The organism is Flavobacterium fluvii, assembly GCF_900129545.1.
Taxonomy (GTDB): Bacteria; Bacteroidota; Bacteroidia; order Flavobacteriales; family Flavobacteriaceae; genus Flavobacterium; species Flavobacterium fluvii.
Genome location: NZ_FQWB01000006.1, coordinates 184,708 through 202,271 on the forward strand (window position 1 = coordinate 184,708; position 17,564 = coordinate 202,271).

The window sequence follows — 17,564 nt, forward strand, 5'->3', positions numbered from 1 at the left end:
ATGCTTGTTTTATTTTATGTATTAATTCAATTGTTTTTCTCAAACAACGCCAAAGTCCCGCCAACCCAATCCTTGTCTTTGTTGAATTTCACGCCAATCATTTCGCCCCGGCTCAATCGTGCCAAATTGCAGAGTAGAGTGGGAGTGGCATCTCCTTTTTTCCAGACGCCAAGCACGCGCAATTCACATTTTACTTTTCCGTCGGGAGATTGCACGATTGGGATGTAATTTACTTTTTTCTGGAGAATGTAAAGTTCTTTTTCGACCACGGCTTCTATGTCTTCCTTTTTTACGTGAAAAATTACGCCGGAACCCGAGAAAGAGAACAAAGGTTTCAATACATAATTTTCCAGGTCTTCGGGGATTTGTTTCAAGTCGCTCAACAAAATGGTTTCTATAAAATATTTTCCTTTCAAAAACGGCAAAATAAACTTGCTGATTCTGAAAAACCAGTTGGGATGTCCAGCCCATTCCACGTCAAGTTCGTCCGAGAAATTGAAATTCAATTTCAAATCGGTTCGCAAATCCAATTCGTCAAAGATGACACGATTGTAGATGCGTTTGACACGAATTTCATCGCCATTTTCGTTTTTGTAAAAGAGTTCTTTTCCTTTTTTAATCAATTGGGTAACACAAACTATCGGTATGCCAATGTCTCTTCGGCAGTAATAGAAATCAATTTTCGTGTTTTGTTTTTCGGGTTCAATTTCCAATAGGATAACGTTCTCTTTTGGATGATTGTTGCAAATTACCTCTTCCAGCGTTTCGAGATATTCCTGTGGCGTGATGTCGTTGATGAACGGTGTCAATTCTGAAAGAAACGGATAATGATTCTTGAATTTTTCATATAAATTGTTTTGGTAATTGTACAAAGACGGAAACCCTTGCACCTCAATCAATTTGGGAACAACGACTCCGTTTTCCTCACAAATTCCAAAATCTATGGACAAAAAAGTGGTATGCTCGTCTTCGTTGGGAACTTTATGGTTTAATTCCAATGATTTGTCCGTTAATTTTTTAAAGTCTTTCTGTTGAATCAATTTTATGATGTCTGCACAACCTTCCAACAACTGTGTTTTTAATTCATTGGAAATAAAAAATGGAGTTTCTCCCATTCGAAAACTGGGCTCATAATCAAAATCAGAAGCAATATCGTCCTTTAATTCCTGATACTTTTTATCAGTAAATTGGGAATTAAAAAGTTGTCTGTATTTGTCAATCATTTTTTTAGGATTGTATATGGCAGATCGTAAATTACATTATGCGATTATATAACTAGTTGGACAGTATCTTCTTGCTTATCATTAAATCATTGATGGCAATTCGGAGAAAATTTGGAATTATGGTTTCATTGGTTTTATATATTTTGTCATCGTCCAAAACGTCTTCCAGCATATTCCTGAATTTCCGTTTCCCCTTTATTTTCTTTATTTTTTCCTTGACTTCCTTGTCTCTTAAATGCGAAAGAAAACCGATTGGATCCGCTTCCGGATGAAATTGGGTTCCCACAAAATAATCGGTAAAACGAACCGCCATAATCGCTCTTTCGTACTGAACATGATCCCTGATTTTTTCCAAAGAAATAATTTTGGCACCTTTTTTCGAAAAAACATTCAATTTAGGTTGGACCACTTGGTAATCTCTGGAATCTATGGCGTAAAATGGATCTGAAAGACCTTCGAAAAGTGGATCTTGAAGACCTTCTTTTGTTTTATGGATGGCCATAGCGCCAAAAGAGGTGTCATGTCGTTTGGTAATTTCGGCCAAACCAAAATGTTTGCACGCTATTTGGAAAGAATGGCAAATGAACAAAACGTGTTTTTTAACTTTATTTTCATTGTTCCATTTGGTCAATTCGTCGATGAAAGCATGGTATTTCAAATCCCAATTACCGTCACCTTCCAAAGGATTTCCCGGACCTCCGCTCGAGATAAAAATATCAAATTGCTTGATATCCGGCAATTCCCACTTCCTTCTAACGTCAAAAATTTGGAATGTGACAATTTGATTGAATCGGTTGATGATATCAATGATACAGCGAATTCCTTGATTGGGCTCGCCATTGTACATATCTAAAACCGCTATTTTTATTGTACTATTCTGCATTAGTGGGTAATCTAATTTATTTGCAAAGGTATCGATTTTTTAAATCTGAAATCTAAAGTCCTTTCGTGAATTCGCCCGTAATAAAATCAACGACTTTGGTAAAGTCTTTCGTTGCCTCAAAAACGGCCAGTTGTTTGTCGGCACCAGTTCCCGTTTCCATAATGGTATGAGCATAATTAATTTGTTCTCGGCTTTCCAATTCGTCTACCACATCATCAATAAAATCAAGCAATTCGGTAATAAGCATCTTGGTTTCTACTTCTTTTTGAAGACCAAAATCAATCATGTTTCCCTCGATTCCATAACGTGCTGCGCGGAATTTATTTTCTTTAATCAAGGCTATTCTGTAAATATTGAAACTCACGTTGGCCAAGGACATTTTGTACAACTTCGCCACAATTGCTTGAATAATGGCCACAATACACATCGTTTCATCAACGGTTAAACACATGTCGCAGATGCGAAATTCAATCGTGTCGTAAAACGGGTGCAACCGCAAATCCCACCATATTTTTTTCGGATTGTCAATACAATTGGTTTTTACCAACGTTTCCAGAAAATTATCATAAGAAGCAACACAATCAAAATATTCAGGCAAACCCGTTCTTGGAAACTTGTCGAAAACCTTGGTTCTATAAGATTTATATCCCGTTTGCCGTCCTTCCCAAAAAGGGGAATTGGTAGAAAGTGCAAAAATATGGGGCAAAAAATAAGTGGCTTGGTTCATGATTTGCAAGCCTATTTCCCGGTTTTTAATGCCTACGTGGCAGTGCATTCCGAAAATCAAATTGGAACGCGCGGCATCTTGCATTTCTTTCACAATGTTGTGGTAACGGGGATCGTCGGTTATGGGTTGGTTCAGCCAATTCGAAAAAGGATGTGTTCCCGCGCCACCTACAATCAGCCCTTGTTTGTCGGCCAAATTGACGATATGTCCTCTCAAAGATTTGATTTCGGCTTCGGCTTCCTTGATATTTCGACAAACCATCGTACCAACCTCCACCACGGATTGGTGCAATTCGGATTTTACTTGTTCATTCAATATTATTTTCGCACCATCCACGATTTTGGACAAATGCGAACGCAAATCTCTCGTTACAGGATCAATAATTTGATATTCTTCTTCAACACCGAGAGTAAAAATGGGTAACTTCTTTGACATAATTATTTTTTTAGTGATCAGCCGCTGTCGCAGTTTTCAGCCTGTTTACTCAATACTCTAAATGTTTTTTACTAAAAACTCCCCATGGAAGATTAGTTCCCTATTTGGGATTATGATTATTTACATCTCTATTTTTAACAATTATAATAAAAATAATTGAACCAGAAACATAAAAAATTCGGGAAACCAATTTATAATGCCAATATTTAAATTTTGTTGAATTCAAACAATTGTACTTGACTTTTCAACTGTTCGATCAGCATGCCCATCATTCTTTTGTTGAGGCTGGAAGAGTTTTTGATGTACAGCGCATATTCATCGATGGTGAAAAGCGCTATAATCATCCCTTTCAAGGCATTTCGGAATTTAATGTCTTTTTGAATGGCATTTTCAATGGTCGTCAATTTCTTTTCGACTGAAAAAGCATTGAAATCGATTCTGTTTTTGCCTAAATGATTGATAAATGAAGCAATAAACAAATCGTTTTGCAGTTTCAAAATAGGACGAAGAACCTGATTTTGAAACAATTCATCTGATGAGGATTGACCGGAAATTGTGCCAATGGTTTCGCCTCTAAATTCTTTTAGGAAAGTATCTCTTTGATCCATGGTTTTTTCTTTTAAATTTATGGAAAAATGAGATAAGAAAAAGTATTTTTGTAGATATATATAAACAATTATGAGATTTCACACTAGAAAATGGGTAAAACCAGAAGACTTGAATCCCAACGGTACTTTATTCGGCGGAAAATTATTGGCTTGGTTGGATGAAGAATTGGCTTTGTATTCCATCATACAATTGGAAAACACAAAAGTTGTAACCAAATATATGTCGGAAATCAACTTTAAAAGTTCTGCAAGACAAGGAGATATTATCGAATTAGGAATCGATGTAATAAAGTTTGGCATCACTTCGCTTACGCTAAAATGTGAAGCTCGGAACATGATGACCCGAGAAACCATCATAACAATAGACCACACGACAATGGTCAATTTGGGCTCTGATGGAAAGCCAAAAGCGCACGGAAAAACGGAAATTGAATTCGTGAAAGACCGTTTGCAACAATAATCAGCTTCAAAAAAAAATACCGCAGATTAGCGGATTTTTTTTTATAATTCATTTTGAACACAATTTAAATATGCTAATTCGAGCTAGGGAAAATATGACCAAACAAGAAATCATGTCAAAATTGCCTTATTCCAAACCATTTTTGTTTGTGGATGAATTACTGTATATAGATGAAAACAGGGTGGAAGGGATTTATACTTTTGATGAAAATTTAGATTTTTACAAAGGTCATTTTAAAGATTATCCTATCACGCCAGGAGTGATTTTAACTGAAGCCATGGCGCAAATTGGATTGGTCTGTCTGGGAATCTATCTTGTAAATGATACATTCAATAAAAACACTTCAATTGCCTTGACATCAACAGAAATTGAGTTTTTGAAACCTGTTTTTCCCAATGAAAAAATAATTGTTATTTCTGACAAAATTTATTTTAAATTTGGTAAATTGAAATGCAAAGTCATAATGAAAAATGAAAAAGATGAAATTGTTTGCCAAGGAACGATTGCTGGAATGATTGTTTAATAATTTTATATGAAATGAGCATAACCTTAAATTGGTCGCAAACACAAATGATGATATGCGACCAGAGCTTTTGCGAATAGGCGAAGCAATTACATATGACAGGTAAAAAACAATAAATTGCAACATATGAATAAACGTGTCGTAATTACAGGTCTCGGCATTGTTGCTCCAAATGGAGTAGGTCTTGATACGTTTACCACTGCCATAAAAAATGGAACATCGGGAATAAAGCACGATACCGAATTGGAACGATTGCAATTCTCTTGCCAAATTTCTGGAAAACCAGAAGTCTCCACCGAATTATCCTTACAGTATTTCACGGAATTGGAATTACGAAATTTCAATTCATCCGGTATTTTATACGGCGTTATTGCAGGAATTGATGCCTGGAAAGACGCTAGATTACCAATGGAAATCAAAGACGAACCCGATTGGGATAGCGGAACCATCTTTGGAACTGGAACTTCCGGAATTGACAAGTTCAGGGAAAGCATCTATAAAATTGACGATTTTCAAACTCGAAAACTGGGAAGCACGGCCGTGGCGCAAACGATGAACAGCGGAATAAGTGCTTATCTGGGCGGAAAATTAGGATTGGGAAACCAGGTAACAACCAATTCTTCGGCTTGTACCACTGGAACAGAAAGTATTCTAATGGCTTTTGACCGCATAAAATCAGGACAGGCAAAACGTATTTTGGCGGGAAGTACGAGTGATTCCGGACCTTATATTTGGGCAGGATTTGACGCCATGAAAGTATGTACTTTCAGGCATAACGAAATGCCGGAACAAGGTTCAAGACCAATGTCGGCAAGTGCTTCGGGTTTTGTTCCAGGGAGTGGAGCAGGGGCTTTGGTACTGGAAGATTTGGAAACGGCCTTGGCTCGTGGTGCAAAAATTTATGCCGAAGTTCTTGGTGGAAACGTAAATTCAGGTGGACAACGTGGACAAGGCACCATGACGGCTCCAAATCCTGTTGCCGTACAAAAATGCATCAAAAACGCATTGGAAAACGCTGGAATCCATACCAACGAAATTGATGCCATCAACGGACATTTGACTGCCACTTCAAAAGACAGTTTGGAAATTCAAAATTGGAGCGAAGCTTTGGGCAGAAGTGGAGTGGATTTTCCGTATATAAACTCATTGAAATCAACGGTTGGGCATTGTTTGTCGGGGGCTGGAAGTGTAGAAAGCGTGGCGACGGTTTTGCAATTGCATCACGGATTTATTTTTCCAAATATCAATTGTGAAGATTTACATCCCGAAATAACCGATTTGATTGATGCTTCACGAATTCCTCAACAATTAATTGAAAAAGAATTGACTATTATTGCCAAGGCCAGCTTTGGTTTTGGCGACGTAAATGGATGTGTAATTTTTAAAAAATACAAAAACCTATGAGTAGAGAAGAAACAATCCTGAAGTTAAAGACTATCGTGAAACCTTATATTCAAAACGAAGAAGCGTTTGAAAGTCTTACGGAAAGCACCGATTTTATCAATGATTTAAAAATCAACTCTGCCAATTTGGTTGACGTGATTTTGGATATTGAAGAAGAATACGATATTGTCATTGACAATCAATCGATGGAACGAATGCTGGATGTGAAATCGGCCATGGAAATTATCGAAACCAAATTATCCGAAAAATGATTGGAAACGACATCGTGGATTTGGCTTTGGCCCAAAAAGAAAGCAATTGGAAACGCAAAGGATTTTTGGATAAAATCTTTACCAAAAATGAACAATTTCAGATTTTAAATGCTCAAAATCCAGAAATCATGGTTTGGAATTTATGGAGCAGGAAGGAAGCGGCTTATAAAATTTACAATAGGCAGACCCAAATTCGCGGCTATTTTCCTTTGCAATTGGAATGTTTTGATTTGGAAATTATTGACGGAATTACTTTTGGAAAAGTGGTAATAAAAGAGGATATTTATTTCACGAAAACAGCAATTACACCACAATTCATCCATACCATTGCGGTTGAAGATGTTCTAGATTTTGTCAAAATTACCACATTGGAAAATCAAAAAAATATTCTAAAAAACAATGGGATTCCAAATTATTTTGAAAAAGAAAGTTCTGTTCCAAGACCAACGTCAATAAGTCATCACGGCAGATTTGAACAAATTGTCATGATTTAATCCAATCCCAGTCTTGATTTTAATTTCAGGAAAAGCAAGGCGATTTTATAAGCATCCTCGGAAGAAGAATTTCGATCACTTTTTGGAATTTTGAATATACTGCATAATTCTTCGAGCGAAAATTGTTTGTTGTTGATGTCGGTCAATTTTCGATACATCACGTCAATATCCAAGGCTTCATTTCGAAGTCTTCCGCAACCCAATCTTTCCAAGGCGGCATTAATCATTTCCACATCAAAATCGATGTGGTGTCCAACCAATACGGCATTGCCGATAAACTCCACAAAAGATTGAATAGCTTCGGCTTCTCCTAATTTTTTCATTTTGGTTTCTACCGTAAATTCATTGGAAATTCCGTTGTCGTGAAAAAATTTGTATTGGGCCAAAATGGTTTCAAAACTATCTGCAATACGGATACTATTATTGATTACGGCAAAAGAACCGATTGACAAAATGACATCATTATGCAGACTCAAACCAGTAGTTTCAGTGGATAAAACAATAAAGCGATTTGATTTTGTATCAAATTTAGACAGATATTCTTTCCAGAACTCAGGATACTCTTTATTGATATTTTTTAACCATTCTATCATTTTTACGAAAATTGGGTAAGTTTAAACTTTGTTTTAATTAATTCTTCCAATTCCCTCATTGGAGCCAGAGCATTTTTCAAATTTTCCTTGTCCACTTTTGACAATTCCTGCAAATTGATATATTGTCCAGAACTGTCATTTTTTAAACCTTCCAAAGTTCTAAATTTTGATAAAGTCAAGAAAGCTTCGGCGCAATTTAGGTAAATTTCGGCATTTTTTGGATCTACAATGGCCAATTGCTTGAATCTAAGATACGTATTATTGACTCCTCTAATGTTTTGGCTTAAAGCAAACAGGCGAGCTCCGTCAATTAGAGGCATTAAAGCTCGTGTTTTGATATCAAACTTCTTTTTGTGTTCACCTTCTTCTTCAATATTAAATTTTTTGAAAAAAGTCAGGGGAGAATTTTTTCTCAAGGCATCATTTCCTAGAAAGTCAAAAAATAAAGCATTGTTTTTGACATTGTTGAAAATGACGTTTTCAATGGCTTCTTCAATTTTTTGTTCACCGAAGGCAATTTCGAAATCAAAGAAAATACTACTGATTTCATTGCTGTTTTCTCCTGGAGTATTAATCCAGTTGTTATATTGTTTTGTCCAATCAGTCAATGATTTACACCAAAGCATGTTGCTTCCCATATGCCCGTTTGGACATAAAGGATATCCAGTTTTTTCAAGATTGGAAGTCGTTCTTTTTCCCAATTTCAGGAAGTAATCTTTTACGTCTCTATATTTATCGGCAGTCACATCTTCGAAAATCAAGATGCTGTCCTGATCCGTGCACAATAATTGTTCTTTTCGCCCTTGGCTACCTATGCTCAACCAGGCAAACCGAACAGGAGGGGAGCCTAAATCCAAAATTGCCAACTCAAGCGAACGCTTGATAATGGCCGAATTGATTTCGCTCGCGATATTATTGATGTTAGAAAGAGAAATATTTTTTTGAATTGATTTTTGGATAAGATTGGTCAATCGATCTCGAATCAATTTCAAGTCTTTTGTCGACTGGGAACGTTTAATTTCTTTTATCAAAACCCCTGGATTGTTGGCTTGGGCCACGATTAAATCGTGTTCGGAAATTATTCCTTTGATGTCCGATTTATCCGAACCGTCTTTGGTTACGCATAAATGGGTCACGTTGTTTTTCAGCATTATCAACTGGGCTTCGGCCAAAGAAATGTTCTCGATCACCGTAACCACCGGCGATGACATAATTTTATCAATTGTGCTCGTGACAAGGAATCGTCCTGTGGCAATTTTGGAACACATATCCGTATTGGTTACGATTCCAATGGGAATATTGTTTTCTGCAACGATGGCTCCAGTGGTCAAGGCGTCCGTCATTTGCTTGGCAACGTCTTGAACAATAGCTGTTGGTGCTACTTTTAGGGGAGTATTATTATAGTTTAGTAATTGAACATATTGCATTTCCGATTGCTGATCGGAAAAATAAACGTTGTCGGAAATTAGTTTGCCGCTTAAATTTTCTTTGTCAGCTGGATTGCTTGTATTAGTGGCAAAACTTTGTAAAAGAAAATCCAAAACCTCTGGGTTATGAGCTACAAACGGGCGAAAAACAGCAATGGGAATGGCATAAATGATGCTTTCTTCACGAGCTTTTGCCGTCATCATATAGTTGTTTTTGGCAAAAAAAGGACGCAAGCCAAAAATATCTCCTTCAACACATTTATTCAATAATGTTTCTTCGGCGTCTGCAATAACCGATAAATTGATAACTCCAGATGCTACAACGTAAAAAGAATCGTGTAAAACATCGTTTATTTGAAACAATGTTTTATATTTTTCTAAATTAATCACTCGAATACTGGTAGCGATTTCAGACAATTCTTCGAAATTTAAATTATCAAACGGTGGATATTGTTTCAAAAAATCTGCAATGTGCTCTGCAATTGTGTTCATAGTTGGTTATGTCTTGTCGAATGTAAAAATAATAAATAATAAATCATAATACAGTCATTGATTCAGTAATACGATTAATTTATAAATTTCTTAATTTTTTCTTAAAAAAACTAAAAACTACGACAAATTTAGCGTAGTTATTTTAAATTTATAACTTAAACTAAAATATTTTAAACCATGAGATTACAAAAGAAAATTTGTCTATTATTTATGGCATTGTTGACCATAACTTTCGTCAATGCACAAAATAAACCAGCAAGCCCGGCAGCAGTGGCAACAGGTAAAATTAATGGAGCTACCATTACCATTAATTATAGTAGTCCATCCGTGAAAGGAAGAGTAATTTGGGGAGAATTGGTGCCGTATAACAAGGTTTGGCGCGCTGGTGCCAATGATGCGACCACTTTTGAAACGGACAAGGAACTTACCATTGAAGGCAAAAAATTGCCTGCAGGAAAATATTCTTTTTTTGTGATTCCAAACGAAAAAGAATGCGTGATTGTTTTCAATAAAGTTGCAAAACAATGGGGAGCTTATAAATATAGTGAAGCCGAAGATCAATTGCGAGTGGCCGTAAAACAACAAATTGCAAATTCAAGTGCTGAAAGTTTGGTCTATGCCATAAATAAAAATGTAGTTGTCTTGTCTTGGGAAAAATGGAATATTCCATTTTCTGTAAAATAAATTCAAACTATTTATTTCTTAAAAGCATTATCAAGAATATTGGTAATGCTTTTTTATTGATTGACAGTATAAAAGCTTGATTTACATAAAAAAAGAGATTAAAAATACCACTTTATGCCCTTTTCTACAATGTCATAATTTGAACTATAATTTATATTATGTAAAATAGAATATTTTGAAATATTGTAACCTATTTATATAATACACTCGATTAATAAAAAAAAGGAACGAACAATAAACCTATTGCTCGTTCCTTTAAAGAAATAAAAATTTTAGAATGAAAAACTAAACTACAGTTTTTGCAATATCCATATTTTCCAATTCTTTGGCTTGAATATTTTTAGAAACTTTAAAAGTGCTGAAACCATATAAAGTGACAACGCCCAAACACATTAATGGCAAAATAAAAGAAAAATTAACTTCGGGAATAAATCCAAAAATTTTCAAATCTGAAAATCCTGGACCACCCCAATCCAATACACTTGCTTGCAACAACGGCATTAATGCTCCACCCACAATGGCCATAACCAAACCAGAAGAACCAATTTTAGCTTCGTCACCCATATCTTTTAGAGCAATCCCGTAAATTGTAGGAAACATGATGGACATGAAAATTGAAATTGAAATTAATGATATCAATCCCGGCATTCCTTGTAAAAGCACCGCTCCAGACGCACAAACCATTCCACCAATACCAAAATAGACCAGCATTTTTGAAGGATTTATAGTTTTCATCATGGCAGTACCTATCCATCTTCCTGTCAAAAATAACAGCATTGCGCCAATATTGTAATTGGTTGCAGTAATATTTAACCCATAAGTTGCATTGATATTATCCACGTATTGATACATAAATGTCCAACACAAGATTTGGGCTCCCACGTAAAATGCCTGGGCAACAACCCCATTTTTGTAATTTTTATTGGCCCATAATTTTTTGAATGATTCCGAGATGGACATTTTTTCTTCATGCACCGTTTTCGGCATTTTGGTAAAGAGAATAATAATCAAAATGGCCAATACAAAAACTCCCAATCCAATATAAGGAATACTTATAATACCTAAATCATGCTCTCTAATGGACGCCAATTCAGTTGCAGATAAAGCCTTGAATGTTTCCGGCGTGTAATTGTTAGATTTTATGCTTCCAATAACCAATTGCTGCGCCAACACTAATCCGGTTATCGCTCCAATTGGATTGAATGCTTGGGCTAAATTCAACCGTTGCGTGGCGGTTTCGTTATTGCCCAGAAATAAAATTAGCGGATTTGATGTTGTTTCCAGAAAGGCCAACCCGCAAGTTATAATCCATAATGAAAGAAGGAAAAAAGTATAACTTTGATAATGTGCCGCAGGATAAAATAAAAAAGCTCCAGTGGCATACAATATAAGCCCTAGTACAATACCGTATTTGTAACTGTATTTTCTAATAAAAAGTGCCGCTGGAAAAGCCATGAAAAAGTAGCCAAAATAAAATGCCATTTGAACAAACGAGGCCTGTAAATTGGAAAGTTCGGGCATTACCTTTTTAAAGGTGGACACCATCGGGGCGGTTAATTCATTGGCAATACCCCAAAGGGCAAACAATATGGTGATGATGATAAATTGGAAAGCTAATTCTTTACTGATTACGGGAATTTTTTTGAATTGGTTCATCTTTCTTTGATTAATTATTTGAAAATGTGTTTGATTTTTTGGCACCAAAAGTCTGGTCAAAGCCACATAAAAATTCGTCTATTTCTGATTGCGGAATTACCGGGTTTGCACCTTCGCTTTGCGCGACAATTGCACCGATAGCACAGGCGTGATTCAAGGCATATTGCGGGTCTTCACCGTTAAGCAATTTTATGATTAACGAAGCCAAAAAAGAATCACCGGAACCCACGGTATCCACGACATGTACTTTGAATCCACAATTATGGTAGAAGGTATCGTTGGTATACAAAACTGCACCGTGAGAGCCTAAAGTCACGCAAACTGTGGGTGTATTGGTTTCTTTTGCGATGAATTTAATATTTTGTTCCAAAGACTTTTTATTGGAATTCATGTCCTCGCAAATTTCATTTAACTCATCGTCGTTAAACTTGATAAAATCAGCGGTTTCCAATAAATCAACAATAGTTTTTTTGGCATAATGCGGACTTCTCAAATTGACGTCAAAAATTTTGTATTTGGCCACATCCAAAAGCGTTGCCAAGGTATTTTTAGAAACCAAATCCCTGGAGCACAAACTTCCGTAAACCAAAAAATCGGCGTTTTTTACTATTTCGATTGCCTCATTTGTAGCTTCAATTTTATCCCAAGCCGAAGGGTAATTGATGTCGTATGACGCATTCCCTTTTTCATTCAAAATGACGTTCACGATTCCTGTTGGATAAGTTTCATTTACCTGAACAGCCTTGGTGTTAATACCTTGATTATTCAAATAATCGACCAATATTTTGCCGTTGGCATCGTTTCCGACACTGCTGATCATGGCAACCTGTCCCCCTAGCGAATTTAGTCTTGAAGCCACATTCAGCGGTGCTCCTCCAATTTTCTTGTGTTCCAGGAAAACATCGAAAAGGATTTCTCCATAACAAACGCCTTTTAATTTCTTTTTCATTTTTTTATCTTTTTTGCGTAAAACAATATTTTCGGGTAATCCTTTTATACTCTATAATGATTTTTTATACCACTTATCGGCCATATTTCTCATAAACAGCAAGCTTCCTTTGGCCAAATCTTCCGAATTGTATTTGGAAGGCCTCCACAAAGACGTTGGGCCAACCAATTCTTTTATCTGTGAAGAAAAATTCTCGAGAACCAACGGCCCTTGGTAATTAATTTCAGCCAAAGCCTTGAAAAAATCATCCCAATGAACGTTGCCTTCGCCGGTCATTCCACGATCGCTTTCGGTGATGTGAACGTGTTTCAACCTGTTTCCAGCTCTAATGATGGGCTCGTAGAAATTTCTTTCTTCAATATTCATGTGAAAGGTATCCAAATGCAAGCCAATATTTGGCTTGCCAATACTTTCTATCATATCCAAAACTTCTTCAGCAGCAGTAAACACGTAGCTTTCGTAGCGGTTAATTGGTTCTGGAGCAATCGTAATGTTGTTTTTTTGGGCATAATCGGCGACTTCCAAAAAAACTTGCTTGATGATTGTTTTTTCGTTCAATGTACAAGGATTTCCCGTAAATGTTCCGATGGCGGAATGCAAAACGCCTCCCAAAAAATCACCTTCCATTTCGGCTACTTTATCAACCGCCGATTTCATGATAGCTGTCGCTTGTTCCGGATAAAAAGGAATATGGCAATTCGTAGGTAAATTTAAGGTACAACAACCTAAAATACCGTTTTTATCCAGCAGTTTTTTTGTTGTTTTTGCATCGAAATCCAAAGAATCCGGCAAAATAATTTCAAGCATGTCAAAACCGTATTCGGCCGTTTTTTCTATGGCAAAACGTCCGCCCACGGTGCTCCAACCCGGGATAAATGATAAAATTGTGGTTCCAAAAAGTGGCATATTTATATAATTTTAAGTTAGTTGTATTTATATTTTAAAAGTGGGTTTATTAAAACAACCACCATTCTGTTTTTACTCCAACATAAGAACCCCAACTTTTTTGGTTCACCTGCAAATACGGCGAATAATTGTGGTCGCGGGCGTAATCATTGTAGTGTGCCAGCGTATAAACCAATCGAAGGTGTGGACGACTCCAAGGATCTTTTTTCCCCAATGGAACAATCGTTGGTGCAAAAGAAAATTTCCACATATTGGCATCGGGATTGTCTCCGTCTTTTCGAACGGCATAATGCACTTCTTCAATTAAATGAAGCCATTTGGTAATATAATAGAAACTTCTGAAGCCTACCACGAAATCCGTTTTCTGGTTGTACAATTGGTTTCCGTTGAAATATTCGTCCGTGTTGGTACTGGAAGAACCGCCTTTACTTTTGGTAAAAACACCATAACCGTTAATGCTGAATTTTTGCGAAAGATTCAACAAAAAATGTTCCACCATCGTAAAGGAATACGCATTTTTGTATTTTCCATCCTCATCCGGTGCGCCATAAGTTGCCCAAGTAAAGGTGTTTCCGTTGTCGCCGCCATTGGCAATTCCAACTCCATAACGAGCAGACAACTGATTGAACGAACCCGGCAATTTGGTTTTGAACGCATTATTGTATTTGGCTCCCACAACCCAGCCTTTATCGGCAGCATACACTTTGGAAGCCTCTTTGGAGTTGGCCGAAACATAATGAAATTCGCCTAAAAGTTTTAAAATACTTGCGTTTTTAAGATGAATGCTGTGCTCCCCTATCCAAACCATGCGCTGACGAATGGCTGGATTTGTCGCTCCGGCAACGGTAATTTCGTAATTATAAGGATAGACATTGGTTGAATCGGCGGAAGCAGGCATCAACATCGTCAATTCGGTATTCTTGTGGCTTACCCCAAATCCTTGAGCGGAATGATCGTCAAAATAAAAATAATCACTGATGTGGATGTCATCATAACGACGAAAACGTGCTCCTGCCCAAGCCGACCATTTACTTCCCATAATGTTTCTGGCCTCGACAAAAGCTTCCGGCAGAATAAAAGTCAATCCTCCATTGGAACGAGAACTCACATTTCCAACAAATTGTCCGTTGGCTGAATACATTCCCAAACGTATTTGGAACGTGACATTAGTACTGTCTTTGTCCATAATTTTTGGAGTGAAATGTATTGCAGGCAGAATATCAACATAGTCCGTTTGTTCCATTCTACCTCCCAAGGAACCTTGACCCGAAAGGTTTAAAGGTTTCCACATATTTCCCTCTCCATTTGGAGATAAACCCACACCTATTCTACCGGTTGTTCCCAATGAAAAATTTGGATTGGTAATCACAACTTGCGAATATCCTGCTATGCAAATAATTGAAATTAATAATAAAAAAAGCTTGGTTTTCATGGGTTTGTTTTTAAACGTTAAATTTTATTTTTGGAATAATTATCACATTTTTTAATAAACGTCAATTTGACTATTATTTTTCAAATGTAAAAATTAATATCATACAACAATAAAAAAATATGAATATTTTTAAAATATATGTAATTATTGTCTATTTTAAATAATAATGTAATAAATTTACAGCTAAATTAAATCAGTTTAAATAATGTGCATTTGACGTTTAATAAATATTTAACGTCAAAATAACGTTAATGGAAAATCATAAATAAATCATTACTTTTGTAGTTGGGAATGACTTCTAACAAAGTGTTTATTCGTTCCGCAAAATGGCATTAATTATATCTTGAACACAATATGGCTCCTAAAATAATTCCCAATATATCGGTCGACTGCGTCGTTTTTGGTTATGACGGCACTACAAAATCACTAAATGTATTGTTGATCAAAAGATATTTGGAATCCAAAGAAACCCATGAAATCCTGGTCAACGATTATGTGTTGACAGGCTATCATGCATTGGAAAATGAAACCATGGACGATACAGCTACCCGAGTTTTAAGGGAATTGACAGGGCTTGACAATCTCTACAAAAAACAATTCAAGGTCTTTGGTGACCCCAATCGTTTGATGAACGAAAAAGACATTATATGGGTGGAAAGCGAAAATTTCAACCAGCGCACCATAACGATTGCCTATTATTTCTTGGTAAAAACCGACGAAGTTGATATAGAAAAAAACACCCGTCAAGCGCAATGGTTTCCGGTAAACAACTTGCCGGAATTGGGATTTGACCATAAAAAAATCATCAACGAAGCTTATGCCGATTTAAAAGCAAAATCCCTGTCTGAGCCCATTATTTTTGAACTGTTGCCCAACAAATTTACCGTCAAGGAATTACAAGACGTGTACGAATCCATATTGGGCGTAGAAATTGACAATCGAAATTTTAGAAGAAAATTATTGACCAAGAAATACCTGATCGAACTAGACGAAAAACAAGTGGGTGTTTCCAAAAAACCTTCCCAGCTTTTTATGTTCAGCAAAGATATTTACCAAAAAATCTACAAGGAAAGTTATTTGATAAGTATCTAGGTTTTGATTTGTTGCCGCAATCCAAAAGTTTGAACCAACTGGGCCACATGAAGAGATTTGAATACTTTTAACAATAGACAGCATTTTTAATAAAACTCATTTTTCTTTTCTTCTATTGCGTTCCGTTTTTATCATTGCCAATTCCCGACTGGTTTGTCCAGCTACCGAAGTGTTTTCTTCGGCACGGCGAATCAAGTACGGCATCACGTCTTTTACGGGGCCAAAAGGCAAATACTTGGCTACATTATAACCATTGCTGGCTAAATTATAACTGATGTTGTCGCTCATTCCATACAACTGGCCAAACCAAATCCGGTCGTCATCCGATTTGATTCCTTTTTCTTCCATCAAATCCATCAAGAAATAAGTACTGGCTTCATTATGGGTTCCCTCAAAAACAGACATCGTGTCAATATTATCAACCATATATTTCACGGCAGCATCATAATTTTCATCCGTGGCTTCTTTTGAAGCACAAATTGGCGTTGGATACCCATTCTCTTCGGCACGTTCATTCTCTTTTTCCATATAAGCGCCACGAACCAGTTTCATTCCGATATGAAATTCTTCGTTTTTTGCTTTTTCGTGCAGTTTTTTCAAATAATCCAATCGATCCCAGCGGTACATTTGCAACGTATTGAAAACTACTGGTTTCGTTTTATTATATTTCAGCATCATTTTTTCGACCAAATCATCGACAGGATCTTGCATCCAGCTTTCCTCCGCGTCAATTAACAGTGCCACGTCACTATCATAAGATGCCTTGCATACTTTCTCAAAACGTTCCTCTACTCTATTCCATTCTTCTGTTTCTGCTGGATTTAATTGTTGACCTTCGCCTATTTTTTGGTACAATTCCAAGCGCCCAAAACCCGTTGGTTTAAAAACGGCAAACGGAATGGCCTTCTTTTCTTTGGCAAAAGCAATCAGTTTCAAGGTTTTTTCCAAAACGGCATCAAATTGTTCTTCCTCTTCCTTGCCTTCGACTGAATAATCCAAAACGGACGAAACGCCTTTGGTAAACATTTTATCCACCACGGTCAGGCAATCATCCTCATTCACACCACCACAAAAATGGTCAAAAACAGTGGCACGAATCAATCCTTCCACCGGAAGATTGGCCTTTATGGCAAAATTCGTAACCGCGGTTCCAATTCGAACCAGCGGTTCATTGGCAATCATTTTAAAAAGAAAATAAGCTCTGTCCAACTCTGTATCGCTCTTTAAAGAAAAGGCAATTTGTGTGTTATTGAAAATATTTCGCATTTTTTGTGATGTTTTAACACAAATATAAAGATAGTTTTGAATACTATTAGACAAAAAAT

Annotated in this window: 18 protein-coding genes; 7 read left to right on the plus strand and 11 right to left on the minus strand. The window is 36.5% G+C overall.

The window, feature by feature from the left end:
• Positions 1 to 26 precede the first annotated feature (26 nt).
• The 4 genes from BUC16_RS13955 to BUC16_RS13970 all read right to left on the minus strand — a co-directional run bounded on the left by BUC16_RS13955 (position 27) and on the right by BUC16_RS13970 (position 3,876).
• Positions 27 to 1,223: an ATP-grasp domain-containing protein gene (locus BUC16_RS13955; RefSeq protein WP_073371401.1), complete on the minus strand. Its 1,197-nt coding sequence runs from the start codon at positions 1,221 to 1,223 to the stop codon at positions 27 to 29.
• A gap of 52 nt (positions 1,224 to 1,275) precedes the next feature.
• Positions 1,276 to 2,106 carry a type 1 glutamine amidotransferase gene (locus tag BUC16_RS13960; protein ID WP_073371402.1) on the minus strand — a complete coding sequence of 277 codons (831 nt, stop codon included), beginning with the start codon at positions 2,104 to 2,106 and terminating at the stop codon, positions 1,276 to 1,278.
• Positions 2,107 to 2,158: 52 nt separating this feature from the next.
• Positions 2,159 to 3,268: a carboxylate-amine ligase gene (locus BUC16_RS13965; protein WP_073371403.1), complete on the minus strand. Its 1,110-nt coding sequence runs from the start codon at positions 3,266 to 3,268 to the stop codon at positions 2,159 to 2,161.
• A gap of 206 nt (positions 3,269 to 3,474) precedes the next feature.
• Entirely contained in the window at positions 3,475 to 3,876 is a 402-nt protein-coding gene (locus BUC16_RS13970; protein ID WP_073371404.1) for a glyoxalase, read from the minus strand.
• 70 nt (positions 3,877 to 3,946) lie between these two features.
• Between BUC16_RS13970 and BUC16_RS13975 the strand changes: the two genes are divergently transcribed.
• From BUC16_RS13975 to BUC16_RS13995, 5 genes are all read left to right on the plus strand, one after another.
• Positions 3,947 to 4,336, plus strand: a complete 390-nt coding sequence (locus BUC16_RS13975; RefSeq protein WP_073371405.1) for an acyl-CoA thioesterase — start codon at positions 3,947 to 3,949, stop codon at positions 4,334 to 4,336.
• Positions 4,337 to 4,430: 94 nt separating this feature from the next.
• The gene (locus tag BUC16_RS13980; RefSeq protein ID WP_073371406.1) at positions 4,431 to 4,859 is read left to right on the plus strand and encodes a 3-hydroxyacyl-ACP dehydratase FabZ family protein; all 429 of its coding nucleotides are present in this window, start codon (positions 4,431 to 4,433) and stop codon (positions 4,857 to 4,859) included.
• A gap of 126 nt (positions 4,860 to 4,985) precedes the next feature.
• Positions 4,986 to 6,263 (plus strand): beta-ketoacyl-[acyl-carrier-protein] synthase family protein, encoded by a 1,278-nt coding sequence (locus tag BUC16_RS13985; protein WP_073371407.1) that lies wholly within the window; start codon positions 4,986 to 4,988, stop codon positions 6,261 to 6,263.
• A complete protein-coding gene (locus BUC16_RS13990; protein WP_073371408.1) occupies positions 6,260 to 6,514 on the plus strand; it encodes an acyl carrier protein in 255 nt (84 codons plus the stop codon). The genes BUC16_RS13985 and BUC16_RS13990 overlap by 4 nt, the downstream gene beginning before the upstream one ends.
• Positions 6,511 to 7,008: a 4'-phosphopantetheinyl transferase family protein gene (locus BUC16_RS13995; protein WP_073371409.1), complete on the plus strand. Its 498-nt coding sequence runs from the start codon at positions 6,511 to 6,513 to the stop codon at positions 7,006 to 7,008. Before BUC16_RS13990 ends, BUC16_RS13995 begins: the two co-directional genes overlap by 4 nt.
• Here BUC16_RS13995 and BUC16_RS14000 read toward each other — a convergent pair.
• Both BUC16_RS14000 and BUC16_RS14005 read right to left on the minus strand, forming a co-directional pair.
• Complete coding sequence (locus tag BUC16_RS14000; protein WP_073371410.1) at positions 7,005 to 7,601, minus strand: 3'-5' exonuclease; 597 nt, start codon at positions 7,599 to 7,601, stop codon at positions 7,005 to 7,007. The genes BUC16_RS13995 and BUC16_RS14000 overlap by 4 nt on opposite strands.
• A 2-nt stretch (positions 7,602 to 7,603) precedes the next feature.
• Positions 7,604 to 9,520, minus strand: coding sequence for a DUF294 nucleotidyltransferase-like domain-containing protein (locus BUC16_RS14005; protein ID WP_073371411.1), 1,917 nt, complete (start codon positions 9,518 to 9,520; stop codon positions 7,604 to 7,606).
• 177 nt (positions 9,521 to 9,697) lie between these two features.
• On the opposite strand from BUC16_RS14005, the gene BUC16_RS14010 reads away from it, so the two are divergent.
• Positions 9,698 to 10,204: a DUF2911 domain-containing protein gene (locus BUC16_RS14010; RefSeq protein ID WP_073371412.1), complete on the plus strand. Its 507-nt coding sequence runs from the start codon at positions 9,698 to 9,700 to the stop codon at positions 10,202 to 10,204.
• A 285-nt stretch (positions 10,205 to 10,489) separates the two neighbouring features.
• Here BUC16_RS14010 and fucP read toward each other — a convergent pair whose 3' ends face one another.
• The 4 genes from fucP to BUC16_RS14030 are packed head-to-tail and all read right to left on the minus strand — an operon-like array spanning position 10,490 to position 15,147.
• Positions 10,490 to 11,860, minus strand: coding sequence for an L-fucose:H+ symporter permease (gene fucP / locus BUC16_RS14015; RefSeq protein ID WP_073371471.1), 1,371 nt, complete (start codon positions 11,858 to 11,860; stop codon positions 10,490 to 10,492).
• Positions 11,861 to 11,870: 10 nt separating this feature from the next.
• On the minus strand, positions 11,871 to 12,809 hold the full coding sequence (locus BUC16_RS14020; RefSeq protein WP_073371413.1) for a carbohydrate kinase family protein: 939 nt from the start codon (positions 12,807 to 12,809) through the stop codon (positions 11,871 to 11,873).
• A 51-nt stretch (positions 12,810 to 12,860) separates the two neighbouring features.
• Positions 12,861 to 13,715: a sugar phosphate isomerase/epimerase family protein gene (locus BUC16_RS14025; protein ID WP_073371414.1), complete on the minus strand. Its 855-nt coding sequence runs from the start codon at positions 13,713 to 13,715 to the stop codon at positions 12,861 to 12,863.
• A gap of 49 nt (positions 13,716 to 13,764) precedes the next feature.
• A complete protein-coding gene (locus BUC16_RS14030) occupies positions 13,765 to 15,147 on the minus strand; it encodes a carbohydrate porin (RefSeq protein WP_073371415.1) in 1,383 nt (460 codons plus the stop codon).
• 354 nt (positions 15,148 to 15,501) lie between these two features.
• Between BUC16_RS14030 and BUC16_RS14035 the strand changes: the two genes are divergently transcribed.
• On the plus strand, positions 15,502 to 16,239 hold the full coding sequence (locus BUC16_RS14035) for an NUDIX hydrolase (protein WP_073371416.1): 738 nt from the start codon (positions 15,502 to 15,504) through the stop codon (positions 16,237 to 16,239).
• A 96-nt stretch (positions 16,240 to 16,335) separates the two neighbouring features.
• Here BUC16_RS14035 and BUC16_RS14040 read toward each other — a convergent pair whose 3' ends face one another.
• On the minus strand, positions 16,336 to 17,505 hold the full coding sequence (locus BUC16_RS14040; RefSeq protein ID WP_073371417.1) for a proline dehydrogenase family protein: 1,170 nt from the start codon (positions 17,503 to 17,505) through the stop codon (positions 16,336 to 16,338).
• Positions 17,506 to 17,564: the final 59 nt, after the last annotated feature.